Raw genomic sequence first — 23,021 nt, 5'->3', positions numbered from 1 at the left:
CGCCAGTCCTGAACGGAGGTCTCAGCGCTGTGGCGGTGCGGATGAGCCGTCTGGGGATTGCTCTGCCCCGGTTGCTTCAGCCTCGTCCGATTCCGGCCGCTTTCGAGAAAACGCGACGACGAAACGTAGAGCCATCAACAAGATGATCCCAATCAGCACCCACTCGAAGGGAATTTTGACAGCGGTTTTGCTGAGGATAAACCAGATCACGGTGATCGAGACCCCCATGATCAGGGCGTCGCGCAGTGCCGCCAGCAGACGTCGACCCAGCTGGGCTCGTTTCAACTTGCGATGCGCCACCACCACGTAGGCAGCGGCATCTTGGCGCACTGCCTTTCGGGTCTGTTCGGTGTGGGAGGACAGGACGTGTCCTGCGGCTTTCGCATTCACACGAGCGGACTGTGCGGCGTCCTTTACCGTCTGCTTGACGGCTTCACGTGCTCCCGGAGCTTGTTGGCGCACGGTGTTGCGCGCCGCTTTCATATAGGTTCGCCAGTCGTTCATCTCTGCTCGTCTCTGGGGCGATTCGGGGAGCGGTTGACATTCCAATACGACAGGGCCACGTTGAGGGCGACGGTGATGACAATCGATAGCACCAGGCCCGGCATCGTGACGCGGATCCCGATGAACTTCAGCAAAAAGAACAGCACAGTGAGCACAGCGATGGAGAACAGCAGCTGATTTCCGATGCGCTGACGGAGAGTGCGGGATCGACGGGCCATGCCCCCATGCTACGGTGCTCGCTATTTTCGGCTAGTGAGAACGTGGTGTTGGCCTGTTGTGCCCGTCGCGGGTGCCCGTTTGTGGAGGACGGACACTTCTCTGTCAGGGGTGGCGTATAGGGTGGTAGACGATCCGCTGGGCGGATGCCTCGGCCGGGATCCGGCCTGCCGCCCACACTCGAAGTCGAGAGGACTCAACACCCGTGGACCTGTTTGAATACCAGGCCCGTGACCTCTTCGAGAAGCACGGTGTGCCCGTGCTCCCCGGAGTCGTTGCGGAAGACCCCGCGGCCGCGAAGGCCGCAGCACAACAGCTCGCGACCCCGGTGGTGGTCGTGAAAGCCCAGGTCAAAACCGGTGGACGCGGTAAAGCCGGGGGTGTCAAGGTGGCGAAGTCGCCCGAGGACGCCCACGACAAGGCCGCACAGATCCTTGGCATGGATATCAAAGGCCATACCGTTCACCGCGTGATGATCGCCGCTGGGGCGAATATCGCCGAGGAATACTATTTTTCACTGCTGCTCGATCGAGCTCACCGGCGTTACCTCGCCATGTGCTCGGTCGAAGGCGGGATGGAGATCGAGCAGCTTGCGGTCGAACGGCCCGAAGCGCTCGCGAAGGTTCCGGTCGATCCGAACGTCGGCATTGACGCCGACAAAGCCGCCCAGATCGTCAAACAGGCAGGCTTTGACGAGGAAACCGCAGCAAAAGTTATCCCGGTTCTGCAGAAACTCTGGAATGTCTACCGTGAAGAAGACGCCACCCTGGTGGAAGTTAACCCCCTGGTGAAAACCGGTGAGGGAGAGATCATCGCCCTCGACGGCAAGGTGACGTTGGATGACAACGCCGAATTTCGGCACGACGATCACGCGGCCCTCGAAGACAAAGCAGCGGCGGACCCGTTAGAAGCCAAAGCCAAGGCAATGGACCTGAACTACGTGAAGCTCGACGGTCAGGTCGGGGTGATCGGCAACGGTGCGGGGCTGGTGATGTCCACTCTCGACGTGGTGGCTTACGCCGGGCAGGCGCACGGGGTGAAACCGGCGAACTTCCTCGATATCGGCGGCGGTGCATCGGCCGAAGTGATGGCTAACGGGCTGGATGTGATCCTCGGTGATCCGCAGGTGAAGTCCGTGTTCGTGAACGTGTTTGGCGGGATCACGGCGTGCGATGCGGTCGCCAATGGCATTGTGGGCGCGCTGCAGAAACTGGGGGATACGGCCTCCAAACCGTTGGTCGTCCGGTTGGACGGCAACAACGTTGAGGAAGGGCGGCGGATCCTCACCGAGGCTGCTCACCCCCTGGTCACCCTGGTCGACACGATGGACGGCGCCGCGGCCAAAGCCGCTGAGCTCGCCGCCGGAAAGTGAGGAATAGCCATGTCCGTTTTCCTCGATGAAAACTCGAAAGTCATTGTCCAGGGCATGACCGGTTCGGAAGGTATGAAGCATTCGCAGCGGATGCTCGCCTCGGGAACCCAGATCGTGGGCGGGGTGAACCCGCGCAAGGCTGGTCAAAGCGTGACGTTCGACGGTGGCCAGCAAGTCCCCGTGTTCGGGACGGTTGCTGAGGCGATGGAAAAAACTGGCGCCAACGTGTCGGTCCTGTTTGTGCCACCCAAGTTCGCCAAAGCTGCCGTGATCGAAGCCATCGACGCGGAGATCCCACTGGCCATCGTGATCACCGAAGGCATCCCGGTGAAAGACAGCGCCGAGTTCTTTAACTATGCGCTCGCTGCCGGCGGCAAGACTCGCCTGATTGGACCGAACTGCCCGGGCATCATCAGCCCCGGAAAGTCCAACGCCGGCATTATCCCCGCTAACATCACCGGTCCCGGGCGCATCGGCCTGGTGTCGAAGTCAGGCACTTTGACCTATCAGATGATGTACGAGCTGCGGGACTTTGGCTTCACGACCTGCATCGGCATTGGCGGCGACCCCGTCATCGGGACGACCCATATCGACGCCTTGGAAGCGTTCGAGAACGATCCTGAAACCGATGCGATTGTGATGATCGGTGAAATCGGGGGCGACGCCGAGGAACGCGCCGCCGCCTACATCCGCGAACACGTCACTAAACCGGTGGTGGGTTACGTCGCCGGGTTTACTGCTCCCGAAGGTAAAACCATGGGGCATGCGGGCGCGATTGTGTCGGGTTCGGCCGGAACGGCTGCCGCGAAGAAGGAAGCTCTTGAGGCTGCCGGAGTAAAGGTCGGCAAGACTCCGTCCGAAACCGCCGAGTTGATGCGTGAGATTCTGCGCGCACGAGCATGACCACAGTGTTCGTGCGATGCCAGCGGGACCTGCGGGCACGAGCGCATCTCAGGTGCACAAGTTTGACCAGGATGTGCGTTTAGTGCCCACGGGACTGACTGGTTCCCAGCGGGCCTGAACAGCGCAAACAACTCGACAGAGCATCCAGGGGCCGGATACCACCGCATTGCGGCTGGTCTCCGGCCCCATTGCTGTGCGGTAGTTGTTATGTGCCGGTGCGCTCGCTGCGGTACCCTCCCGGGATGACTTCGCACGAACCTACATCCCCATCCCGGTACGTTCTCACGCTCTCATGCGCTGACCGCGTGGGCATAGTCCACGCGGTCAGCAGTGTCCTGGTCGATCACGACGGTGATATTCGCGAGGCCCACCAGTTCGGAGATCCACAGAGCGGACGTTTCTTTCAGCGGGTGGAGGTAGCACTTCCGAACCCCGATGCGCATACAGCGTTGCGCGAGAGCCTTGCTCGCCTGGCAGAGCAATTCGGTATGGACTGGGATCTGCGCCCCGCCGGATACCGGACCAAAGTGTTGATCCTGACGTCGAAGGCGGAACACTGCCTGCGCGATCTCCTCTTCCGCGCCCAGACCGGGGATCTGCCAATTGAGGTGGTGGGCGTGGTCTCTAACCATCCCGACCATGAGCCAATCGCCCGTTGGCACGGGATCGAGTTTCACCACGTGCCCGTGACCGCGCAGACCAAGCCCGATGCGGAGCGTGCTCTGCTGGATCTTGTCGAGCGCACCGGTGCCGAGCTTGTGATCCTAGCGCGGTACATGCAGATCCTGTCTGACCAGCTCACCGGTAACCTCGCAGGTCGGTGCATCAATATCCACCATTCGTTCTTGCCGTCGTTTAAAGGAGCTCGGCCATATCACCAGGCCCACGCCCGGGGCGTGAAGATGATTGGCGCGACCGCCCACTACGTCAACTCAGACCTAGACGAAGGGCCGATCATTGCCCAGCACGTGCTCGCCGTCAATCACGGATATACACCGGCTGAACTCGCTGCTCGTGGACGAGACGCCGAGGTTGCGGCGCTCACCGACGCGGTGCGCTGGCACTGCGAAGGTCGGGTATTCGTCGATGGTCGCCGTACGGTGGTTTTGCGCTGACGTACGTGTTCGGACTGCCTAAACTGGCGGTACGCCGTCTACCTGGTCGGTCCTTAGCGGTGACCGGTTCTGAGACACCCCATGCCATGCAGGGCACGAAAGGCAATGTGCCCCCACCAAGGAGTAGCTGATGAGTGGCGACTTGATCGACACCACCGAGATGTATCTCAAAACCATCATTGAACTGCAAGAAGAAGACATTATTCCGATGCGTGCGCGCATCACGGAACGGTTAGGGCATTCGGGCCCCACCGTCTCGCAGACGATTGCGCGCATGGAGCGCGACGGCCTGGTCGTGGTCGAAGAAGATCGTCAACTCTCCTTTACTGATGAGGGACGGCGACGGGCGCTCGCCGTGATGCGTAAACACCGGCTGGCTGAACGGCTTCTGGTTGAGTTCATCGGACTGGACCTCGCCGACGTTCACGAGGAGGCGTGCCGGTGGGAACACGTGATGAGCGAGGCGGTGGAACGGCGGATCGCAAGCCTTATCAAACCGCCCTTTGTGGACCCCTACGGCAATCCAATCCCCGGATTGGAGGTGCTCGGCATCACAGATCCCGGTAAAGACATCTTTACCGGCGTGACGCGGCTAACCAATGTGGTCGGCGACTCAGATACGCATCGTTCCGCATCGGTGATCCTGCGACGGATTGGTGAACCGCTACAGGCAGACACTGAACAGCTCAGCGCTCTCGCAGGTCACGGCATGATTCCGGGAGCTTTAGTAACAGCTACTGTGATCGGCGACTGGGTGCGTTTGGAGCGTCCGGGTGACGTCGTTCACGAGGTGAGTTGGCACGATGCGGGTCACCTGTTCGTCTCGCCCGCCGACGGTGAGTAAAGGCTTCTTCAAGGTCTCGAACAGATTGCGCTCTGAGGGCGCGAAACCCGTTTGAAGTTTCGTAACGTTGTACTCGCGCCGCCAGTGGTAGGGAAGACGGCGTTCACGGTCTGGTGCCCGTTCCCGTCACCGGTCCGAGGTTCAGGGCTATTGCCAAGACGGGACGAAGACAACTCTTCGAGGGCCAGGGAGATTCAGAGTGACCAAGGGTTCGACGAACACTCACCGCCGTGAGATGCGTGCCGTGACTCCGGCGACCACAATCGGTCGCAATGTCGCCGGTGCAACCGTGGCGGCAGGGCTTCTGCTGACAGGCAGCAACATTGCTATCGCCGATGAGGCTCCGAACATTCAGGCCGCCCCCTCGGGCCAGGCCGTACTCCAGGTACCCGCCGCTCCGGCAGTGCAGCTGCCTGCCGTGACTGAGCAGCAGGACGCCGCTGTCGCCGGTATTTCCGACGACGCGGATGACGCCGGTCTGTCCATCGCCAAGACCAAGGTAAAGAAGTCCGTTCGCTCGGCCAACTACCGTGCGCAGGGCTCCTCCGATGACTCCGGCAGCGCCGGCAACCAGGTTGTCGCCGGCTCGTCCATCATCTCCACCGCCCGCAACGGCATCGGCGTGCGCTACGTGTGGGGCGGCTCCAGCACCTCCGGCTGGGACTGCTCCGGCTTCACCGCATGGGTTTACGCTCAGCACGGCATCTCCCTGCCGCACTCTGCTTCCGCCCAGGCTGCCATGGGCCGCCACATCTCCAAGTCTGAGGCTCGCCCCGGCGACCTCGTCTACAAGCCGGGCCACATCGGCATCTACGCCGGCAACGGTATGATTATCGACGCCGGAAACTCCATCAAGGACACCTCAGAGCGCAAGCTTTGGTCAGGTAACTGGAGCTACATCCGCATCGGTCGCTGAGACCACCACAGCTTTTAAGGATCGGCCCGGGCGCACTGAGCGCCCGGGCCGATCCTTTTGGCCGATACAGTTACTGCCATGAAAGGCCTGCGAAACACGTGCGCGGCGGGGCTCCTCGTGCTTGCGTTTGTCCTTGGAACGCTGAGCGGCCCTGGAGTGTGGCTAGCTGACCACGTTGTCTCCCGGCAGGGTTTCCTAGAAATCGCTGGGCCGGTGGGGGACAGCCCCACGGTGCGTGGGCAGATTGCCGACAACGCCGTTCATGAGCTCCTGAATGTGACCCACTTGCCGTCTTGGATTCAAAGCCGCATCGAGCCCGGCCTGCGATCCGGTGCGAGAAACGTCATCACCGACCCGTCCGTCGGCGCCGTGTGGATGTCGACCATGGGCGAAGTGCACGACCATCTGTTTGTTCCCGGCCCGATCCCAATCGTCTTAGATCTGGACCCGATTGCGCAGAGCGCTTCGGACGCGGTCCACAACACCGTCGGCGTCCAGATCAACCCGCCCAAAGACCTCCGCTGGCACATTGCATCCCTACCCCATTGGGCTCCGCTCGAATACGCCGGACTGCTCACCACCTGGGCTCCCCGGGCAGGGTTTGCCGCGATTGGGTGCGCCATTTTGGCGGTTCTGATCGGAACCCGTCGGCGCGTGCTCCTGGTGACCGCAGGGCTGCTCACGGCTGCATCGGGCGGCATCGTATGGTGGCTGGGCATCCACGCCGGGGATATTTTTGACTCGGTTTTGCCGACCAGCGGCTTGCTCGGACAGCTCACCGACGCATTTGCCTTAAGCGCCGAGCAGGGTCTTGGCACTTGGGGATTGTGGTGCATCGGGGTGGGAACTCTAGTCGTGATCGGTGCGATCGTCGCCGGGGGATTAACGCGGCGCGGGTAATGGTCCTAGACCTGTTCGGCGAAGATCGCAGCAAAGCGACCTTCGCGCGTCAACAGATCTGAATAGGTGCCCCGCTCTACGATCCGGCCCTTGTCGAGCACGATAATCTCGTCCATCCCTTTTAAGGTCCATGCACGGTGAGAGACGACGATGGTGATGCGATCTGCGCGGTCTCGTTGCAGCGCCTTAAAGATTTCCTGTTCGGACTCAGCGTCAATAGAACTGGTTGGCTCATCCAAGATCCAAATAGGTGCATCGCGCAGCACGATCCGCGCCAGCGATAGCCGCTGCCACTGCCCACCGGATATCCCGACCCCACCTGACCACTGGGTTCCGAGCTGCTGATCGAGCCCGTCCGGGAAAGACCGTACTAAGGTCTCGGCATCTGCCGCTTTGAGCGCTGCCCACAGTTGATCATCGCAAGGAGCTGGCTCTACAGCTCCGAGCGTGAGAATTTGCCTTACGGTCAGCTCGTACTTCCCGAACTCTTGGGTGAGAATACCGAAGTGACTACCCCAGTCTGCGGCAGTCATCGCGGACTGGGATGCCCCATCGACCACGACCTCACCGCGGTCAGGCTGTAGGGAACCCAGTATGCAATTGATAGCGGTCGTTTTGCCTGCGCCGTTGACTCCGACTACCGCAATGATCTGACCTTTGCGCACTTCGAGGGAGAAATCGGTCAGGGATGGACGGGTGCCGTTCGGGTACGTGAACTCTAGGTCGCTCACGGACAACTGTGTGACACGAGGTTTATGGGTATGAGGTATCGCCGGACGACGTAGCTTTTGCAGATCGGTATATCGAGAATATGGCGCGACCGATTCGATCATGGCACCCAGATTCGTGCCGAGCCCTCCGACCGTTCCCATCGCAGCCATGACTCCGTACACGCCGCCCGCCGCTACCGGCCCGTAGTTCACTCCCGAGGTGAGCGCGATGAGAGCGACTGCCAGGATGATGGACGAGATGACTCCACCCAGGAGACGCGCAAGTAGCAAGGGACGATAGGTCTCCTTGCGTTTATCTGTAATCGAGGTGTACACATCCGATACCAAACCGCCTATCTTCGATGCAGCCCCGAGTGAGTTTAGCTCGCGCGATGTACTTCCGGAGACGAGTAACTGATGAAGATAACGGGCGCGCCAATAAAGATGACCGATCGAATCCCAGAGTCGAATATTGATTCCGTTGGCGCGGTGCGCCGCATAAAACGCTGGAAGCAACGAGAGACAGACCAACACTGCCGCCAAGATAGACATACTTGCCAAACTTATGATGACGGCGATGACGGCAATTGTGTCGCGAAGAAGAATAACCATGAAACCGAAGCGGGAAGGCAATTCGTCTTGCGCCGCCGAGTTGGCTTTCTCGATCTGGGCAGCGATTTCAGGAGTGGAAAGTTCTTGAGGAGTGAGCCCCGCGATGGTGCTGGTCATTTCGGAGGCGAGCCGCAGTTTAATGAGATCGACCGCTCGTGTCTGCAGGGTTAGCTCAATGTTTGTTAGCGGCGCTGTGAACGCTATGAGCAGGACCAGTGCGAGAAAGCTCGACGTTGTGTCGGAGAACTTCGTGGCGGTTGTCAAAGCACTGATATATGCAGAGATTGCCAGTACTTGAAGAGCGGGAATAGCGGATAGAAGTAGATTGATGGCTGCTACTGCGACGGTCTGTAGCGGTGCTGCGCGCCAAGCTTGCAGCCACATCCATGCCATGAACTTTATGACGCGGGTCAAAGTGGTCCTCGGGTGTGCGCGGGCGGTGATGAAAGCGGGTGGTTCGGTTGGGGGCGGTGCGGGACTTGGCAGAGGGGGCGGTGAGGGAGTCGACAGGTGGGTCGGGGACTAGGGGTTTCGGGGTGGTGGTTGAGGTAGGGCTTGGTGAAGGGGATGGCGCGTTCAGGCATGCATCCATGCTTGCCCTAGACGACCGGTAACGCGGGCTTGACGGCGAGGAGAGAGCCCATCCTGCGGCGGTGCATTCTCCCGGATGGTCGGCGAAGGGTTTCCCTTAAAGGGTATCGGAGTGTTTTCCCGGGCGAGGCAGATATTGGTCGTGGCTGACGGTGTGATGCGCGCTAGGCCAGCGGGGTGGAGGTACCTGGGACGAATATTTTCGATGCTTCCGGCTATGAGGCGCCCCGGGGATGCGTAACAATGATTAGGCTTGCTACGTTAGTTTTGAATTTGTGTCGCGTAATCAGCAACGTTGCATGAAAGCGCTTATATAACTGGGCAGAAGGGTGTTGATGGTAAAGAAGTATGAGGCTACCGTGGTTAAAGATGGCGATCACTGGTGGTTTATCGAGGTTCCCGAGGTCGGAGCGTACGGACAAGCTGCGAGCTTGGCTAAGGCTCCGGAGGTGGCACGCGAAATCGTTGCGTTGTGGCTCGATGTCGATCCCTCAGAGGTGGAGATCGCCTTGACGGTCAAGACTCCCTCGTAAGACGGAGCTCACGAATAGTTGTAGGTGATAGTTCTCTAAGCGTGTTAAAGTAGCTGATGACGACAACCTTTGGGATCGGTACATAGTGCGGTGCCCCATCGTGGCCTGGTGGATTGTGCCCCTCTGGAGCACCGAAGCCAGGTGTCGCTCGAAAGCCCTGTGCCCACGGTTGTGGGCGCGGGGCTTCGTTTTTAGCGAGGCGGGTGTCACACAGGTGACACACGAGCCCGAGCAGAACGAGTAGGTGGCGCGATGACCAGCATCGCTGCTGGTAGATGGAGTGCCCCCGGCGCGATTCGAACGCGCGACACCTTCTTTAGGAGAGAAGTGCTCTATCCCCTGAGCTACGGGGGCTCCAGCCCCATCCGAAGATGAGACCGAACATAGTCTACGGCACCAGATGTCATACCCGCTTGGCACAATCGGTGCATGGAACCTATGCAGCGGTATGACGATGTTCTCGCGGTCATCTTGACCGGGGGCCGAGCGCAGCGTTTGGACGGTATCGATAAGACGGCGCTGACCGTTGGGGGCATGGCGCTCAGGGATCGGGTGCTGGCTGCTGCCAGCGGGTGCGACCGGGTGGTGGTGGGTCCGGGTCCCCAGGGTGATCCCGCCATTCGTGTGGTGCGCGAGGATCCTCCGCATCAGGGTCCGGTCGCGGGGCTTGCCAGGGGGGTCGAGGAAGCTGGCCCGCAGATCCGTAGGGTTTTGGTGCTCGGTGGCGATATGCCGCTCATTGACCGGGATTTAGTGGCGTGGCTGCTGGCTACGGATGACTCGGATGCGGTGCGCAGTGTCGTTGACGGTGAGGGGCATGTGCAGTTTCTCTGCTCGGTGTGGCCGGTGGATCTGCTCCGGCAGGCTCTAACGCAGCTGGCTAGGCCGGACGGTGCGCAGCTCACTCCGCAGGCGGTCAGCGGTTGCAGTATGAAACGTTTGTATGCACGGGTCCCGGTGGTCAGCCTCGGCACGGTGACCGACCGGATCCGCGATGTCGATACCCCGAAGGACGCCCGGGAATTGGGGGCGCAAGAGGCGGGTGATATCTCTAATCGGTACGCTGCCACAACTGATAACGCCGCCACAACTGAGACCGATAGGCCCGAACACCGTCGCCACAGCGATCAGGAACCCGATTCCGTCCCGCAGCGCGTCACGGATCGCAAACCGGCCCGCGACTTCCGTCTTGACCGGGATGTTTATCGCGACCAGGGAATCCATCTCGACCGGGACACCCATCGGGACCGGGAACGGCACCTCGACCGGAAGCGGCATCTCGACACGGAATGTCATCGTGACCGTGACCCTGCCGTCGACTGTGACTCCGCGCGCCGAATCGAGTCCGACGCTACCCGCACGGGGGCTCTGCGGGTGGCGCTCGCTCAGATTGAAGTGTCAGAGGACTTTGGGGCCACCATCGCCCGGATTGCCGAAGCGGCAGCCCGAGCCGCCAAGCAGCAGGCCCGGCTCCTGGTGCTCCCTGAGGCAACATTGACGCCATTTGGCACTGACCTTCAGCGCGCCGCACACGAGGATTCAGCCCGGTTCGACCGGCACATCACGGAACTCGCCGCCCGCTATGGCTTGGTGATCGTCGCGGGATCATTCACCCCGGGGGAGCAGGGTCGGGTGCGCAATGAACTGATCGTTCGCGGCATGCGGACCCAGCTCAGCTATCGCAAGATTCACCTCTACGACGCACGCGGGGCCAAGGAGTCCGACACGGTAGAACCTGGACGCGATCTGGTCACCTTCGATCTTGGCGGCCTGCGGATTGGGATTGCCATCTGCTATGACCTTCGATTCCCAGACCAGTTCATCGCCTTAGCTGAGGCGGGGGCTGACGCGGTGATCCTGTCGGCGGCCTGGGCGGATGGTCCAAGCAAGGCTGATCAGTGGCGCACTTTGACGTCCGCCCGGGCGATGGATGCCACGGTGTGGCTGTTGGCCTGCGATCAGGCCCCGCCGCAGGATGACAGCGGTCATAAGGGTGAGCATCGCAGCGTTCCGCGCGGCGTAGGACTGTCCCGATGCGTTGATCCATCCGGTAGTGTGCGCGCCGAACTGGGACGCGAACCAGGTCTTCTGGTCGTCGATATTGACACCCAGGAGGTGGAGCGAGTGCGTACAAGTCTTCCGGTCCTGCGGCATCGCAAGCGGATGTTGTGATGGCTTGGGTGGGGGCGCGGGTCCGCTTGTGACCGACCTTTGGTCAAGGAACTGTGGATAGTGGCCGGGGGAGTGATCGTCCAGCATGCGCCGCGTAGCTCTGCCTCCTGGGCCGGGATTCTGCTCGCGCGTGCTCACCCGCGCGTAACCAACACGGGTCACCTGCCCACTCTTAGCCCGTCGTTGCCAGGCCCTCGACGCTCTGTCCTGACCCTAAGTGTGTGCAGGGTAGTGCGGTGCGCTCGACGGGCCGCTCTGAGGCCCGTGCACCGCCTCGGTAGCATTCGTGGGGAACGACAGCCGGGCACGCTCTGCGACGCGCCAGGCGGCGTCCCGCTCAACCTGCGGAGTTGCCTTACTGACGATCTGATCGAACATCTCACGCAGCGGCCTAAAGTCCCGCTGCTCAGATGCCGCGCGGCTCGCCTGGTCGTTGGTCACGCCGCACACTTCGCGCCAGTCGAGCTGCCATCCAGCATCGCGTGCGACACGGGTCCAAAACATTCGTTGCGCCCTGCCATTGCCCTTGCGAAACGGATGTATGTAGTTGAATTGGTCGTAGTGGTAGGCCAGGCGGTCGATGAACTGCTCACGGCTCATGCTGCGCAGCTCGTTGTCCGCACGCAGCTCGCCCTCGGCATAACTGGCGGCACGACTGATCATCGAGACGGGAAGAAAAAACTGCGCTCCTTCCACGTTTTTGCGAATGTCAACCGTGCGCAGCTCTACTGGTGGAGGTGCAATATCGGTTGTGTGCATTATTCTTCTCTGTTCGGCGTTCGCCCGACGATAGGGGAGTGGCATCATGAGCACCATCTACGATGAGCTGGCGGCGCGCGCCGAGCGCGGCGACCTCACTGTGAAGCCCGGCACTGCGCGCCGAGGCACGGAGGCCGCCGTCGAGGCGCAGCGGCTCCTGATGGAGGCGACTGGCGTGACGAACGCCGACGACCTGACCGCTTTCGTAGTCTAAGGTGACGGAGAGGTCTTGGGGTGAGAGCATTGAGCGCAATAGCAAGATCGTGCACCCGTTCGTTGATCCGTTCGAGGACAAGCGGAAAGCTGGTGCCTCACCGATTCAGGCAGCGAGACGTGTTAATCGATATCCTGAGGATATGGGCGAAGATAGCGACCAAGGGCAGATCGCTGAAGGCCCCTCGAACGTGAACAGAAGTGCTTCTAGAACCGTCGACTTGCCGCTGTTGTTGTCTCCGACGAAGAAGTTCACTCCCGGCTTCAGATCGAATCGATGTTTCTTGCGAAAGCTCTTCACGTTCTCAACTGTGACGTTTCTGATGTGCATGGCCGCTCCGTCTGTTTCTTGCTCCCCTCCGCCAGGGGTAAGCCTCATAGATGAGGGTATCGAGCACCCATGACACTGCTGAGTGTCATCCTTCGTCAACCGCACCTCTTGCTATTCTCTTCTGAATGCTCGCGGGCTACCGGCGATACAGATGTTGGTGACTTCCGGCGGTTGTGGACTGAGTTGGTTGACGAGCTATGGACTCTGCGACCGTCGTAGCGCCGGGTAGCTGTTCCAGGAGCTTGCGGCGAGCTTATTCCAGACGACGGCGGTTTGCGGGTGGATGCCGAGGAACCCCGCGAGCACCGCAACGGGGAGTTCGGCGGCGAGCTGCATGATCGCGGTCGTCCGGCTGGTCTGCGCCGCAACGCCGATGCGTTTCAGTCTCATTCCGAGGCCGCCTTGGTCGATGGGGCGGGCGGGGTTGACGCCAGGGAACAGCCAGGGGCTGTCTGCGCGTTCACCGTCGCTGTCCACCGATCGCAAGTGTTGCCGTAGCAGCGTATCGACTTCTGGCGGCAGTACGATCGGATCGTCAGCGAAGCGAATCGAGACGTTCTCCCGGGTGAGGGTCACGCGGTCGCGCGTCACGCGGCTGATGTGCGATGGGCGCTGACCGTAGAGCAGAACGAACAGGCCGCAGAGCCTCGTATCGACACGGATGCTCTCATCTTGCAGCAGCCGCTCAACAGTCTGCCAGTGCCCAGCATCCGCAGTTTGAGGCGTGGGCAGCTGGGAGCGATAAGTCGGCGAGGTCACCGGGCCACTTCGATTTGTCGCGCATGTCCAGCTGAGGAACTGAGGCAGGTGGCGCGTAGCATTCGGGTGAGCTGCGACGTACTCGTCGATATGCGCTTGACGGGCACGATCAAGCGTTGTGTGCTGGGCGTGTAGCCAGTCGAGGAACCGGCCCAGGGCACGCAGGTGGGCGCGAATATTTCCCCCGGCACTCTCGGTGAACTTGCCTTTGGCGGCTTGCGCTCTGGCTCTGCGAACGATGTGCCAGTGAGTGTAGGCCAGCAGCACGTGGCGATCCGGGCTGGAATGCTCGGCGAGGAAACCATCAACCCATTCGAGTGTGTCGCGGAGCGCGCGCGACGTCTCGGGGAGCACGCCGCAGGCGATGAGAAGATCGCGCAGGTATTCTCGAGCACGATCTCGTGGAAACGCGTCGATGCCTTCGTGGCTGATGGGCGTCTCACCGCGGGCCATGCTCGCGAGAATCTGGGTCGCCTTCCCCCGTGTCAGCCACCGTTGCACTGACTGAGGGTTGTTGCGGGCGAGCAGAGCATCGAGCACCGGTCGCAACTGCGGGTGGATGTCGCCGTCCGGTGTGGTGATGAGTGCGGTGACCTGCTCAGAGACGATGCATCGGGCGCATCGGCGGCCGACGAGGTGCTGCTCGCTTCCGCAGGTGCGACAGACGTACTGCGCGGGCTGGCCCGCGCAGTCAGCACACACCAGGGCGTCGGAGGCGTCGAAGTACGCGAGGACGTGAGGGTTCCCGCATCGCGGACAGGGAGCAACTGTGGCTATCGTGCGCTGGTAGCACCGTTTGCAAAATGGGTGATCCTGAAGGAATCCACCGACAGGTCGTTCTTCACTGCAACGAAAGCAGGTTCGCGTCTTACGGGGTGCGCAGGTTTGGCACAGTATGCCGTTCGCGGCTCGGACGGCTTTCCGCGCTCGTTTCCCGCAAGACAGGCAGATTTTCCTATTGCGCTCGTCACTGGCGTAGCAGTTGCTGCACACTCGTATTCCAGCAAGTCGGCTATTCAGGAATCGGTGTTTGCCGCACCTCCCGCAAGGTTGGGAGCGCGCCTTACGCCAACAGGAACCGCAGACCCGTCGGCTGTCTGCAAGAGAGTGCTCGACCGGCCGTATTCGACCGCAACCCTGGCAGGCAGGCAGCCGAATGCCCGTCGCTCCGGCGTCGATCAATGCTCGGAGAAACCGCTGCGTTTGACGGGGCATCGTCGGCTCTGCCGACCGTAAAGGGTCAGGCATGTCTTGGAGCGTGCGGCGTAACCGCGCACGCACGTTCGGGTACTTCGCGACCGTCATGACTGCGTTCAGGATTTCGGGTCGCTCCAACCCGGTATCTGCCGCCGTCACGACCTTGATGATCGTCTCGATGTTGTCTTGATCCAGCATGTGACTCCGCGGCTTGTTCAGGCCTGATCTGGTCGGCGTATCCGAGCCGGAACCGGCCGCAGATCACCGATGCCGCGAACCTCACCATCGGTTCCGGTCTTCTCGACCGTTGTCGGCTCTTCAACAGCTTCGATCAGGTCGTTCGGCGTGCAGGTGAGAATGTCGCAGAGTGCAACGAGCACATCCATATTCAGCCGTTGCGGGGCCTTTGTGACCAGCCGGAATACCTGTTCGCGCGAGAGGTGAATGCCGCGCTCTGCCAGCAGTGGCACCAAGTCCGTGGTCTGGAACAAGCCCTGCAAGGCCATCAGCTCTCGGAGCTTCCAGCGGGCGCTCATCTTCTTGATCATGATGATCCTTTCTCTGGTTGATAGACGCGATGGAGCGCTTCGGTCAGGATGCGGTTCTTGAAGTCGCTGCTCACCGACGCGTAGATCGCGGTACTCGATGCCGTTGCGTGGCCGACTTGTTCCTGAACGAACCGTTCGGCGTAACCGAACTCGATCAGGTGCGTCACATACGAATGCCGCAAGCAATGCAAAGTCAGTTCCGCAGGGAGGCCAGCCCCGGCGCGCAGCTCAGCGAAACGAATATCCAAGTACCGAACTGACACGCGACTGTTGCGTTCGGTTACCCAGAGCGCCGGATGCGCGCCGGGTTCCATCTTCGGGCGGGCCTGCTCGACCCACTGGCGCAGGCCGTCCAAGGCCCAGTCGAATTCGGGCACCGCGAGCACGGTTCGGCGTCGAGGAGGCCCGCCGCGCACCGCCTTCCCGTAGCGAACGTGCAGCGATCCGTACTTGCCCCACTCCCGCACCTGCGGGTTCACCCTTAAATCGGCAATATCCAGGCTGACCACTTCTCGACGCCGCAAGCCGAACGCGTAGGTGGTCTTCAACATCTGCGCGTCACGCATCGCAGCCAGAGCGCCTTTGCGTCCCGCACGAACGATCTGTTCCACTCGCTCGTCGCAGTAGTTGAAGAGCGTTTCAAGCTCGTCATAGGTCAGTGGGCGGCGCTCCGGCCGACCCTCGTACTCGTTCAGGTGAGCGACCGTGTTCCATTCGTGGCAGATCTGCACCGGCACGGCACCAAACCGCTGTTCGCACTCCGTCATCCAGTCATAGCGGCGATCAGTGAGATAGTCGCAGAACTGCCGCAGCATGAGGTGGTAGCCCCGAATCGTGCCCGTGCTCAGCCCGCGATCCCCGCTCATCAGTGACACGGTGAAGTCTTCGACGTCCTGGGCTTTCCAGTTCCACGGGTACTCGTTCGTGAACTCCTGAAACCGCCGAATCAGGGTCAGCCTCGGGTGGATCGTCGTGTCTTTCAAGCGGCGGCTGGCCTGCTGCCGAGACCAACCCTCCACCATCGCCTCGAACACGGCGGACGCCTCATTCAGGTACTTTACCCCGCTGACCAGCAGCAGGCTTGCGGCACCCGGAACAGCGTCCATGACCCCTCCATCTAGCGTTGAATCAGAAGCAATATTGTTGCATCAGAATGGAGGGATGGGGAAATCCCAGGTCAGGCGGATGTCATCTCGGCTATCCTGGCTTCGGAGTGTTTGTGCGGCACCGGCGAATGATGCATCTGACGCAATAATTCCTGGAATCCCGCCCAGTCGTAGACATCCTGAAACAGATATCGGTGGATCGCGCGCAACTCGCCAAGGCCGCCGGTCGGCTTGACCGGGTGATCCATGAGCTGTATCAAGCGAGCATGCGAAAGGTCGCCCTCGGCGTCATCGAGGGCGGCATTCGTCTGTGCGCCGACCTTGTTCCTCAGCAGACCCGTCTGGGGATCGAGATACGGGTCAACAAAATCAGGTGAGTCCATAGCGTGCGCGCGCGGGCCACCAACTCATCAGAATCAATGCGCCCGGCAATATACTCAGCGTCATCCTGGCGTGCGGCAGCCGACACTGACAGGCCTTCCATTTCGATGCTGTGGATCGCCTCGGCCACATGCCTTGCTCGTTCGGACGCAGTCGTTGATAGTCGCTGTTCGGTAGCCACGGGTGGCTCCTCTCACTGGTGATAACTAAGTTCTAACTGATGTTCCGAAAACGGTCTAGGGGTGGTTTCGGACCGTGGCGGTTTTGGTCCTGAGTTTCGGTCCGGCGTGTCGGGTTCCGCTGCCCCTCGTCACCCACCGGTCTATAAACCATCGTTAGTGGTTGCACACATCCCGGAGATGGGCGGCGCGCACGACTGTGGCGGTCAGAGCTTCATCAAGGATGTCGTAGATGACGCGGTAGTCCCCGATACGGATACGCCAGGCGTGCCGCTCACCGACGAGCTTTTTGCTCCGTGTGGCCTCGGGTCCTCAGCCAGGTTCTCCACAACATCCAGCACACGGTCACGCGCCAGTCGAGGTAGCTTCTTCACCTGGCAGCAGCAGCAGCGGTGAACTCAACGCGGTAGCTCACGGAGCCAGGTCACGTCGTAGTTCGTCGAGACTAACGCGCATGCCATCGTCAACGGTGATCGCCTCGCGATAGGCGGCGACGTCTTGGGTCATCTCGAGCTCTTCGAGCAGTTCGAGGTCCGCTACCCCGACCATAACCGCGGCGAGCTTGCCGTTACGGGTCACCCCGATGCGCTCACCCATGCTGACTTCGCACAATCAGCGGTTCACCGAGGTCTCGGCTGACCCACAGCATGTACCACGCGAGTCCATCCCGGGTGGGAGCCCCAACAGTGAAAGGGCACCCGGTGGAGGTGGGTTCTAACTGGTCACGGTAAGCAGCCGGCATTCGGTCCACGAGCAGTTTTGTGGTGACAGCGATCTCGGTCGATCTGCTCCTGTTGCCGCGCCATAAACACGACCTCGCAGGCCTTTACCTTTAGTGCCCGAGTGCTTGCACGAGCCATCGCAACACTCCACCCCACAAGCCATGCTGTCCATGCTCGAAGAGTGTGGACAGCAACGAGCTGCGCCTCTCTCGATTCATCAAACCTCTTAGACATGGTTCAGATTGGTAAGGTGCCGGGGCCTAGTGAGCCTGCGAGTCGCGACAGTCTGTGGATAAATTCTCAGGCTAACATCAGCATTATTCCAGCCGTGAAACTTAGGGTGAGCAAGCGTTACGTAGATGTATGTACATTTAGGCTCCCTGAGCTTGCTTGCGGAGCGTAAAGTTTAATAGAGGTTTGCGATAATCTGTAGCATTTCTATAGTTCATCCAATCTCGTTTCCTATAACAAACTTGAATAAACTTTCAGAAAAGGAGATCGTCAACATGACTTCTTACATTCGGATTGCGGCTAATGTGGCTACTTTTGCAGCTCTCACGGGGGCCTTTTTGGGAGGGGGGATGCTTTCTGCGTCAGCTGCGGGACTACCCGTCTCCCATGATTCCACTTATCGCATTCAAGTCACTCCCGGAAAGTATTCTAATGAAATTAAGATGGACGCCACTGTATCAAATGACGGACAGCTTAAAGTCGAAGCGAACGGGGACCTAGATCTGCTAGGGGGAAACGGTAAGCGAAATCAGATCCCAAGTTCCATTAAAACGAATTCCGGGACTTTAAATGGACGCTGGACTCTTAAAAATTCACACGAAGCAGAATATGTCGGCACGGCAAAAGAATCAACTTTGTTGAGTGCAAATGACTCCTTTTCTTGGGTGGACTGCAATCTGGATAGAATTAGAAGCGGGACGGTGACGGGTGCGATTGGTGGATGTGTTGCTGATATTGAAACCGGGTGCCTCCCAGGAGCTTCGGCAGGAGCCGCTGTAGGGATGATTTCGGGTGCCATTGATGGCATCCTTAATTGTCACCACTGATTGGAGACTTTTTCTCATTCGCGAGAATGAGTCTCTTTACAAAAGTAGGTCTTTTAAAGATCATAGGATTTTTGTCATTAAATCGATTTAAAATCCAGCCAACTTCTGACATGTCTTTATTTATAAAAAAGGATTCCTATGTGTCCTCGATGGCTCTCATGGGTTCAATTTTGGATCATTTTTATTTTTGCGATGGCGGCATTTGCCTTAAATTTTTCGGGAAATATTAAAGTTGTCATTGCTTTGTGTGGGGTAGTAGTTTCTAAACTTATTCGAGAAATTTATGAAAAAAAGATAATTCGTCGGTACACAAAGAAGGAGATGGTTGGAAGGTAGCCCATGCGCCGCTGTTCTCTTGCCTTGGGAGTGCCGCACGGAGAGGCAACATCTGATCTGACTTACCCGCAGAGCGGCCTGGAGGGATGTGCATCATCCCCGCTCCTCTACCCCCGGGAATTCAGCGACGATGTCTTACGCGTGGCGCGGCCCTGTGTGGGTGGCATCATTCTCGCGCATGGGCGTGGACGTATCCCCATCTAAAACGGCTCTGTGTGGCTCAGGAGCTGAGCTCCTTGGGCTCCGAGATCACGGATCGTCTCGGCGGTTACCGTCCTAGGCGCCTCGGCGCTAGACGTACCGTAAACGATCGTTTCCGGGGCGGTTCGAGACCAAGCGCGCGACCCGCCGATGCGGGAGAGGTGCTAGGCCACCAGCACCTCGGCACCGTCGGTGAGTTGACCGAATCTGCACTATTGCATTGGTCGGCCGCGCGGGATGGGGCTGGCCTCGAGGTTGGGGAACGGCTTCCCGCTGTTGTACTTCTTTTCGCGGCGCTCAACCTCGGCTATAACGGCCTTGTGGATGAAATCGGAAAGACTGCGGTCCCCTTTCCCACGGTCGGTGTGGCGAAAGGCTCCGCGCATCCGAGCGGCGTCATCCTGGGGGTTGGCAGAAGGTGACCTTAGGCGAATACTTCTTTCCGGTTGAGGCTGCCGCCGATGTCTGGGGCGGCTCCTCGCGCGCGGGGCCGGCGCGGTGCGGGATCGCGGGTCGCTCCCGCCCGACGAGATCGCCACGGGCTAACCATGCAATTTTCAACCTGTCTAGATGGCCGCGTTTATCAAACTTGTCAACAGAAAGTGTGGCGCGGTTCACTCCAGATGGGATGATTTGGCTCTCAGACGGGACCTGGGGGTGGTATCTACGCCGTTTAGCCTTGAACGTAGCAATCCACCGGAAGGAACCGCTCCGTGTTCAGCGCCGCACTCGGCTCGAATTATCACGACCGCTCGACGCCCCCGACGCGTTCGGCGTTACCGACGCCTCCGGCACCTTCAGTGCCCGCGATATGCTCGCCGCCCTCGCTCGGCTCGATGCTACCGATGCGCCCGCACACTTCGATACCCCCGCACCACGCGGCTGTCTCGATGCGCTCGCACTATGAGACTGTTTCGGTACGCTCGTTGCCCCCGCAGCGCTCACGGCGCGCACTCATCGCCATCATCACGGCTGTGTTCCTCGCCGTATTTTGGATCGGCGCCGCCATTCCTGCCTCGGCCCACGACACCCTGGTGTCCTCAGATCCGGCACAGGGATCAACCGTGACCACCAGCCCCACCCAGGTCACCCTCAGCTACTCCAGCAACCTTCTGCCGATTTCTCCTAAAGCCCGGGTTACTGACGGTAACGGACAGGTGGTTTTCGACGGCGCACCCACGATCACCGGCACGGATGCGGTCATTCCCTTGACCAAGCCGCTCGCCAACGGTGAGGCCAAGGTGGCCTGGCGGGTCGTGTCCTCGGACGGGCATCCGATCGATGGCGTCGTGCGTTTCACGGTGCAAGCCCCAGGCGGTACCGCCCCGTCAGCAGGCGCAAAACCTTCGTCAGGAGCGGTGCCTCCCACAGCATCTGCAACGCCGTCCGCATCCGAGAATCCAGACCGAACGGTTTCCCCTGCGCCGTCGCAAGCAACCGATCAGCCAGGTCAACCGCCCGGCACGTCAAGCTCCGCCTCGGCTTCCCCTGATCCCTCACAGACATCTGACACCGGGCTCTCTCCAACGGCCATATTGATCCTGATCGTGATCGCTTTCGTCGCCGTGGACTTGGTCATTTTGGCTGTCATCCTCGCCCGAGTTCGCCGGTCCCGATCAGCGCAGGCGGCATCGTCGGCCACCACGAAAGCCGACGCTCCCGCCAAAGCCATCGACCCCGTCAATTCGACCGCCTCCGGCGACCGCAAAGCCCCCGGCACCCCCTCCGTGCGCTCCGACGATGATGCCACGCCTGATAACCGCACGACCCCAACTGGTCGCACTATCCCTACCGACAGCACCACCCCTACCGATCCCGACCACCTCGATAACAACCGACACAACCAGGAGTGACACGATGACAAAGCCCTCAAACTTTGCACCCACCCGCCGCACCCTCATGGCCAGTGCACTGGTCGCCGGTGGAGCCGTCCTGGCAGGATGTGGTAACGCCGACAAGAAGCCGGACGCCAGCGCCTCGTCGTCCTCGGCTCAGTCCGCGCCGTCCGCTGAATCCAGCACCAGCGCCGGGCACAACAAGTCCAAAACGGTAACTGCCGGACCGCTTCAGGTCACCGACGCCTGGGTGAAAGCTGCCGACAAGGTTGGTGGAATGACTGCGGCGTTTGGACACCTACACAACCCCTCAAAAGAAACCGTCACCCTGAAAGATGTGCGCTGCGACATCGCGGGTATGGTCGAACTGCATGAAACGGTTCCGGCCGAGGGCGGCGGCACCCAGATGCGCAAGCGTGAGGGTGGTTTCCAGATCCCCGCGGGTGGAAAACTAGACCTGGTTCCCGGCGGGAATCACATCATGCTGATGAAGCTGAAGAAAACGATCGAGGCCGGACAGGAGGTCCCGATCACCCTCGTGATGAATAGTGGTGGTAAGGAGATCACAGCGAGCCTTAAGCTCCCCGCTCGCGTTTTTGACGGCGCGCAGGAGCACTATGCCCCCGGCGAGGGCGGGGACCACGGCTCGCACGACGACCATGGGCACAAACACTGATCACGAGCCATCTGCCGGTAGCCACGAGCCACCTTCTGGTGACCCCGGGCCTTCTGCCCAGCACGGGTCGTCTACAACGGTGAGTTCACTGCGTCGGCGCACCGCTTTGGCGGCGGGCGTCGGCGCCCTCGGTGGAGCCGCGGTGACCGGTATTGGAGTTGTCGGCACTGCGGCTGTGCTCGGGGTCGGTGGGACAGGGGTAAATCCCGACTCGCAATCGACTTCGGCCAGTCCGCTGGAGCATCGTGAACCAGGGCACTACCTGTCTTTTCGTGGTGACAGGCAGCCCGGCATCGCAGATCCGCCCCCCGCGCATTTGAACCTAGTGGCCTTTGACCTGGTGCCGGGAGCCACCCGAGACCATGTGCGTCGGCTCATGCAGATCTGGACCGACGACATCGACCGGTTGATGGCCGGACAACCGGTGCTGAGCGATACCGAGCGAGAACTAGCTATGCGCCCGGCCTCCCTGACCGCGACGGTGGGGATCGGGCCCCGGGTGTTCGACGTCATTGGGGCGTCCGATAAGCGGCCCGCGTGGCTTGCCGATCTGCCCCCCTTCCCGAAAATCGATCGCCTTGAAGATCGGTGGAACGGCGGGGACGTGATCCTCCAAGTGTGCGCTGAAGATCCCGTGGTCCTCTCCCACGCTGCGCGAGCACTGATCAAAGATGCACGCACACTGGCCACCGTGCGCTGGGTACAGCGGGGATTTCGCGAAGCCCCCCGCCCGGCAGGAAGTATGCGCAACCTGATGGGCCAGGTGGACGGCACGATCAATCCTGATCCGCACGCTCACCCCGAGCTCGTATTTATCGGCGGCACCGATCCCGTGACAGCCAACGGTAGTTCGCTGGTGGTGCGCCGCATCCGCATGGAAATGGAAACCTGGGATGAACTGGACCGGCCCGCTAAAGAGCAGGTCATCGGCCGAAAACTTCCTAATGGTGCGCCGTTGACCGGATCAAAAGAGACTGATCCGATGGACTTCGACGCGGTGGACGCCTCCGGTCTCACCGTGATCCCGGATTTCGCCCATGCGCGCCGCGCCCACGCACAAAAACCCAAGGAAATGATCCTGCGGCGGCCGTTCAACTATGACGAGCCGCTGACACCGGAGCTGGTCGCCCAAGGTAAAACCGCAGACAGCGGACTAGTTTTCCTTGCCTATCAAGCAAATATTCACACCCAGTACATTCCGATTCAACAGCGCTTAGCTGAGCTGGATCTGCTCAATCAGTGGACGACCCCCATCGGTTCTGCCGTGTTCTTCATCTTCCCGGGGGCGCGTGAGGGAGAATTCCTAGGGCAGGCTCTTCTCCAAGGCTGACG

27 protein-coding genes and 1 tRNA gene are annotated in these 23,021 nt (G+C 60.5%); 15 read left to right on the top strand and 13 right to left on the bottom strand.

Annotated elements, in window-relative coordinates:
- Window positions 1-21: 21 nt before the first annotated feature.
- Window positions 22-504, bottom strand: a complete 483-nt coding sequence (locus tag BN1724_RS07065) for a hypothetical protein (RefSeq protein WP_058234790.1) — start codon at window positions 502-504, stop codon at window positions 22-24.
- Window positions 501-722, bottom strand: coding sequence for a hypothetical protein (locus BN1724_RS07060; RefSeq protein ID WP_058234789.1), 222 nt, complete (start codon window positions 720-722; stop codon window positions 501-503). Before BN1724_RS07060 ends, BN1724_RS07065 begins: the two co-directional genes overlap by 4 nt.
- A 203-nt stretch (window positions 723-925) precedes the next feature.
- Between BN1724_RS07060 and sucC the strand changes: the two genes are divergently transcribed.
- From sucC to BN1724_RS07030, 6 genes are all read left to right on the top strand, one after another.
- The gene (sucC, locus tag BN1724_RS07055; RefSeq protein ID WP_058234788.1) at window positions 926-2,092 is read left to right on the top strand and encodes an ADP-forming succinate--CoA ligase subunit beta; all 1,167 of its coding nucleotides are present in this window, start codon (window positions 926-928) and stop codon (window positions 2,090-2,092) included.
- A gap of 9 nt (window positions 2,093-2,101) precedes the next feature.
- On the top strand, window positions 2,102-2,995 hold the full coding sequence (sucD, locus tag BN1724_RS07050; RefSeq protein WP_058234787.1) for a succinate--CoA ligase subunit alpha: 894 nt from the start codon (window positions 2,102-2,104) through the stop codon (window positions 2,993-2,995).
- Window positions 2,996-3,237: 242 nt separating this feature from the next.
- Window positions 3,238-4,110 carry a formyltetrahydrofolate deformylase gene (purU, locus tag BN1724_RS07045; protein ID WP_058234786.1) on the top strand — a complete coding sequence of 291 codons (873 nt, stop codon included), beginning with the start codon at window positions 3,238-3,240 and terminating at the stop codon, window positions 4,108-4,110.
- 130 nt (window positions 4,111-4,240) lie between these two features.
- Window positions 4,241-4,954, top strand: a complete 714-nt coding sequence (locus BN1724_RS07040; RefSeq protein ID WP_157085807.1) for a metal-dependent transcriptional regulator — start codon at window positions 4,241-4,243, stop codon at window positions 4,952-4,954.
- Window positions 4,955-5,153: 199 nt separating this feature from the next.
- Complete coding sequence (locus BN1724_RS07035; protein WP_058234784.1) at window positions 5,154-5,870, top strand: C40 family peptidase; 717 nt, start codon at window positions 5,154-5,156, stop codon at window positions 5,868-5,870.
- A gap of 78 nt (window positions 5,871-5,948) precedes the next feature.
- Entirely contained in the window at window positions 5,949-6,770 is an 822-nt protein-coding gene (locus BN1724_RS07030) for a hypothetical protein (protein WP_058234783.1), read from the top strand.
- A 5-nt stretch (window positions 6,771-6,775) separates the two neighbouring features.
- On the opposite strand, the gene BN1724_RS07025 is transcribed toward BN1724_RS07030, so the two are convergent.
- On the bottom strand, window positions 6,776-8,506 hold the full coding sequence (locus BN1724_RS07025; RefSeq protein WP_157085806.1) for an ABC transporter ATP-binding protein: 1,731 nt from the start codon (window positions 8,504-8,506) through the stop codon (window positions 6,776-6,778).
- Window positions 8,507-9,018: 512 nt separating this feature from the next.
- On the opposite strand from BN1724_RS07025, the gene BN1724_RS12925 reads away from it, so the two are divergent.
- Window positions 9,019-9,216 carry a type II toxin-antitoxin system HicB family antitoxin gene (locus BN1724_RS12925; RefSeq protein ID WP_157085805.1) on the top strand — a complete coding sequence of 66 codons (198 nt, stop codon included), beginning with the start codon at window positions 9,019-9,021 and terminating at the stop codon, window positions 9,214-9,216.
- 281 nt (window positions 9,217-9,497) lie between these two features.
- Here BN1724_RS12925 and BN1724_RS07020 read toward each other — a convergent pair.
- Window positions 9,498-9,570: transfer RNA gene (locus BN1724_RS07020), tRNA-Arg, on the bottom strand.
- Window positions 9,571-9,645: 75 nt separating this feature from the next.
- On the opposite strand from BN1724_RS07020, the gene BN1724_RS07015 reads away from it, so the two are divergent.
- Entirely contained in the window at window positions 9,646-11,388 is a 1,743-nt protein-coding gene (locus tag BN1724_RS07015; RefSeq protein ID WP_084252852.1) for a nitrilase-related carbon-nitrogen hydrolase, read from the top strand.
- Window positions 11,389-11,601: 213 nt separating this feature from the next.
- On the opposite strand, the gene BN1724_RS07010 is transcribed toward BN1724_RS07015, so the two are convergent.
- Window positions 11,602-12,147 (bottom strand): Fic/DOC family protein, encoded by a 546-nt coding sequence (locus tag BN1724_RS07010; protein ID WP_231928188.1) that lies wholly within the window; start codon window positions 12,145-12,147, stop codon window positions 11,602-11,604.
- 46 nt (window positions 12,148-12,193) lie between these two features.
- Here BN1724_RS07010 and BN1724_RS13095 point away from each other — a divergent pair, with 46 nt between their 5' ends.
- Window positions 12,194-12,361, top strand: a complete 168-nt coding sequence (locus tag BN1724_RS13095; protein WP_172797096.1) for a hypothetical protein — start codon at window positions 12,194-12,196, stop codon at window positions 12,359-12,361.
- Window positions 12,362-12,466: 105 nt separating this feature from the next.
- Here the strand turns inward: BN1724_RS13095 and BN1724_RS13575 are convergent, their stop codons facing one another.
- The 6 genes from BN1724_RS13575 to BN1724_RS13310 all read right to left on the bottom strand — a co-directional run bounded on the left by BN1724_RS13575 (window position 12,467) and on the right by BN1724_RS13310 (window position 16,863).
- Window positions 12,467-12,691, bottom strand: coding sequence for an AAA family ATPase (locus tag BN1724_RS13575; RefSeq protein WP_407919319.1), 225 nt, complete (start codon window positions 12,689-12,691; stop codon window positions 12,467-12,469).
- A gap of 195 nt (window positions 12,692-12,886) precedes the next feature.
- On the bottom strand, window positions 12,887-14,152 hold the full coding sequence (locus tag BN1724_RS07005; protein ID WP_058234780.1) for a hypothetical protein: 1,266 nt from the start codon (window positions 14,150-14,152) through the stop codon (window positions 12,887-12,889).
- 710 nt (window positions 14,153-14,862) lie between these two features.
- Window positions 14,863-15,195 carry a helix-turn-helix domain-containing protein gene (locus BN1724_RS07000; protein WP_058234779.1) on the bottom strand — a complete coding sequence of 111 codons (333 nt, stop codon included), beginning with the start codon at window positions 15,193-15,195 and terminating at the stop codon, window positions 14,863-14,865.
- A complete protein-coding gene (locus tag BN1724_RS06995) occupies window positions 15,192-16,301 on the bottom strand; it encodes a tyrosine-type recombinase/integrase (RefSeq protein ID WP_058234778.1) in 1,110 nt (369 codons plus the stop codon). Before BN1724_RS06995 ends, BN1724_RS07000 begins: the two co-directional genes overlap by 4 nt.
- A 71-nt stretch (window positions 16,302-16,372) precedes the next feature.
- Entirely contained in the window at window positions 16,373-16,684 is a 312-nt protein-coding gene (locus BN1724_RS06990) for a hypothetical protein (protein WP_058234777.1), read from the bottom strand.
- Window positions 16,630-16,863 (bottom strand): antitoxin VbhA family protein, encoded by a 234-nt coding sequence (locus BN1724_RS13310; RefSeq protein WP_231928187.1) that lies wholly within the window; start codon window positions 16,861-16,863, stop codon window positions 16,630-16,632. Before BN1724_RS13310 ends, BN1724_RS06990 begins: the two co-directional genes overlap by 55 nt.
- A gap of 61 nt (window positions 16,864-16,924) precedes the next feature.
- On the opposite strand from BN1724_RS13310, the gene BN1724_RS13620 reads away from it, so the two are divergent.
- Window positions 16,925-17,257: a hypothetical protein gene (locus BN1724_RS13620; protein WP_456236265.1), complete on the top strand. Its 333-nt coding sequence runs from the start codon at window positions 16,925-16,927 to the stop codon at window positions 17,255-17,257.
- Between the two features lie 15 nt (window positions 17,258-17,272).
- Here the strand turns inward: BN1724_RS13620 and BN1724_RS06985 are convergent, their stop codons facing one another.
- Window positions 17,273-17,458, bottom strand: coding sequence for a hypothetical protein (locus tag BN1724_RS06985; RefSeq protein ID WP_231928186.1), 186 nt, complete (start codon window positions 17,456-17,458; stop codon window positions 17,273-17,275).
- Window positions 17,459-18,089: 631 nt separating this feature from the next.
- Here BN1724_RS06985 and BN1724_RS06980 point away from each other — a divergent pair.
- Window positions 18,090-18,641, top strand: a complete 552-nt coding sequence (locus BN1724_RS06980) for a hypothetical protein (protein ID WP_058234776.1) — start codon at window positions 18,090-18,092, stop codon at window positions 18,639-18,641.
- Window positions 18,642-19,390: 749 nt separating this feature from the next.
- Here BN1724_RS06980 and BN1724_RS13570 read toward each other — a convergent pair.
- The gene (locus BN1724_RS13570; RefSeq protein ID WP_172797095.1) at window positions 19,391-19,564 is read right to left on the bottom strand and encodes a ParB family protein; all 174 of its coding nucleotides are present in this window, start codon (window positions 19,562-19,564) and stop codon (window positions 19,391-19,393) included.
- A gap of 293 nt (window positions 19,565-19,857) precedes the next feature.
- On the opposite strand from BN1724_RS13570, the gene BN1724_RS13085 reads away from it, so the two are divergent.
- From BN1724_RS13085 to BN1724_RS06955, 4 genes are all read left to right on the top strand, one after another.
- Window positions 19,858-20,085, top strand: coding sequence for a hypothetical protein (locus tag BN1724_RS13085; protein WP_172797094.1), 228 nt, complete (start codon window positions 19,858-19,860; stop codon window positions 20,083-20,085).
- Window positions 20,069-21,031, top strand: a complete 963-nt coding sequence (locus BN1724_RS06965; protein ID WP_172797093.1) for a copper resistance CopC family protein — start codon at window positions 20,069-20,071, stop codon at window positions 21,029-21,031. The genes BN1724_RS13085 and BN1724_RS06965 overlap by 17 nt, the downstream gene beginning before the upstream one ends.
- 4 nt (window positions 21,032-21,035) lie before the next feature.
- Window positions 21,036-21,689, top strand: coding sequence for a copper chaperone PCu(A)C (locus BN1724_RS06960; protein ID WP_058234772.1), 654 nt, complete (start codon window positions 21,036-21,038; stop codon window positions 21,687-21,689).
- A 79-nt stretch (window positions 21,690-21,768) separates the two neighbouring features.
- Window positions 21,769-23,019, top strand: coding sequence for a Dyp-type peroxidase (locus tag BN1724_RS06955; protein ID WP_084252848.1), 1,251 nt, complete (start codon window positions 21,769-21,771; stop codon window positions 23,017-23,019).
- Window positions 23,020-23,021: the final 2 nt, after the last annotated feature.

The organism is Devriesea agamarum (assembly GCF_900070355.1).
Taxonomy (GTDB): domain Bacteria; phylum Actinomycetota; class Actinomycetes; order Actinomycetales; family Dermabacteraceae; genus Devriesea; species Devriesea agamarum.
Note: the sequence above shows the minus strand (reverse complement) of the source record. Positions and strands in the feature narration are given on the sequence as shown.

Coding starts and splice junctions, on each gene's coding strand:
- BN1724_RS07065 (WP_058234790.1), bottom strand. CDS start 504: ATGAACGACTGGCGAACCTATATGAAAGCGGCGCGCAACACCGTGCGC.
- BN1724_RS07060 (WP_058234789.1), bottom strand. CDS start 722: ATGGCCCGTCGATCCCGCACTCTCCGTCAGCGCATCGGAAATCAGCTG.
- sucD (WP_058234787.1), top strand. CDS start 2,102: ATGTCCGTTTTCCTCGATGAAAACTCGAAAGTCATTGTCCAGGGCATG.
- purU (WP_058234786.1), top strand. CDS start 3,238: ATGACTTCGCACGAACCTACATCCCCATCCCGGTACGTTCTCACGCTC.
- BN1724_RS07040 (WP_157085807.1), top strand. CDS start 4,241: ATGAGTGGCGACTTGATCGACACCACCGAGATGTATCTCAAAACCATC.
- BN1724_RS07030 (WP_058234783.1), top strand. CDS start 5,949: ATGAAAGGCCTGCGAAACACGTGCGCGGCGGGGCTCCTCGTGCTTGCG.
- BN1724_RS12925 (WP_157085805.1), top strand. CDS start 9,019: ATGGTAAAGAAGTATGAGGCTACCGTGGTTAAAGATGGCGATCACTGG.
- BN1724_RS07015 (WP_084252852.1), top strand. CDS start 9,646: ATGGAACCTATGCAGCGGTATGACGATGTTCTCGCGGTCATCTTGACC.
- BN1724_RS07010 (WP_231928188.1), bottom strand. CDS start 12,147: ATGCACACAACCGATATTGCACCTCCACCAGTAGAGCTGCGCACGGTT.
- BN1724_RS13095 (WP_172797096.1), top strand. CDS start 12,194: ATGAGCACCATCTACGATGAGCTGGCGGCGCGCGCCGAGCGCGGCGAC.
- BN1724_RS13575 (WP_407919319.1), bottom strand. CDS start 12,691: ATGCACATCAGAAACGTCACAGTTGAGAACGTGAAGAGCTTTCGCAAG.
- BN1724_RS07000 (WP_058234779.1), bottom strand. CDS start 15,195: ATGATCAAGAAGATGAGCGCCCGCTGGAAGCTCCGAGAGCTGATGGCC.
- BN1724_RS06995 (WP_058234778.1), bottom strand. CDS start 16,301: ATGGACGCTGTTCCGGGTGCCGCAAGCCTGCTGCTGGTCAGCGGGGTA.
- BN1724_RS06990 (WP_058234777.1), bottom strand. CDS start 16,684: ATGGACTCACCTGATTTTGTTGACCCGTATCTCGATCCCCAGACGGGT.
- BN1724_RS06985 (WP_231928186.1), bottom strand. CDS start 17,458: ATGGGTGAGCGCATCGGGGTGACCCGTAACGGCAAGCTCGCCGCGGTT.
- BN1724_RS06980 (WP_058234776.1), top strand. CDS start 18,090: ATGACTTCTTACATTCGGATTGCGGCTAATGTGGCTACTTTTGCAGCT.
- BN1724_RS13570 (WP_172797095.1), bottom strand. CDS start 19,564: ATGCGCGGAGCCTTTCGCCACACCGACCGTGGGAAAGGGGACCGCAGT.
- BN1724_RS06965 (WP_172797093.1), top strand. CDS start 20,069: ATGCGCTCGCACTATGAGACTGTTTCGGTACGCTCGTTGCCCCCGCAG.
- BN1724_RS06960 (WP_058234772.1), top strand. CDS start 21,036: ATGACAAAGCCCTCAAACTTTGCACCCACCCGCCGCACCCTCATGGCC.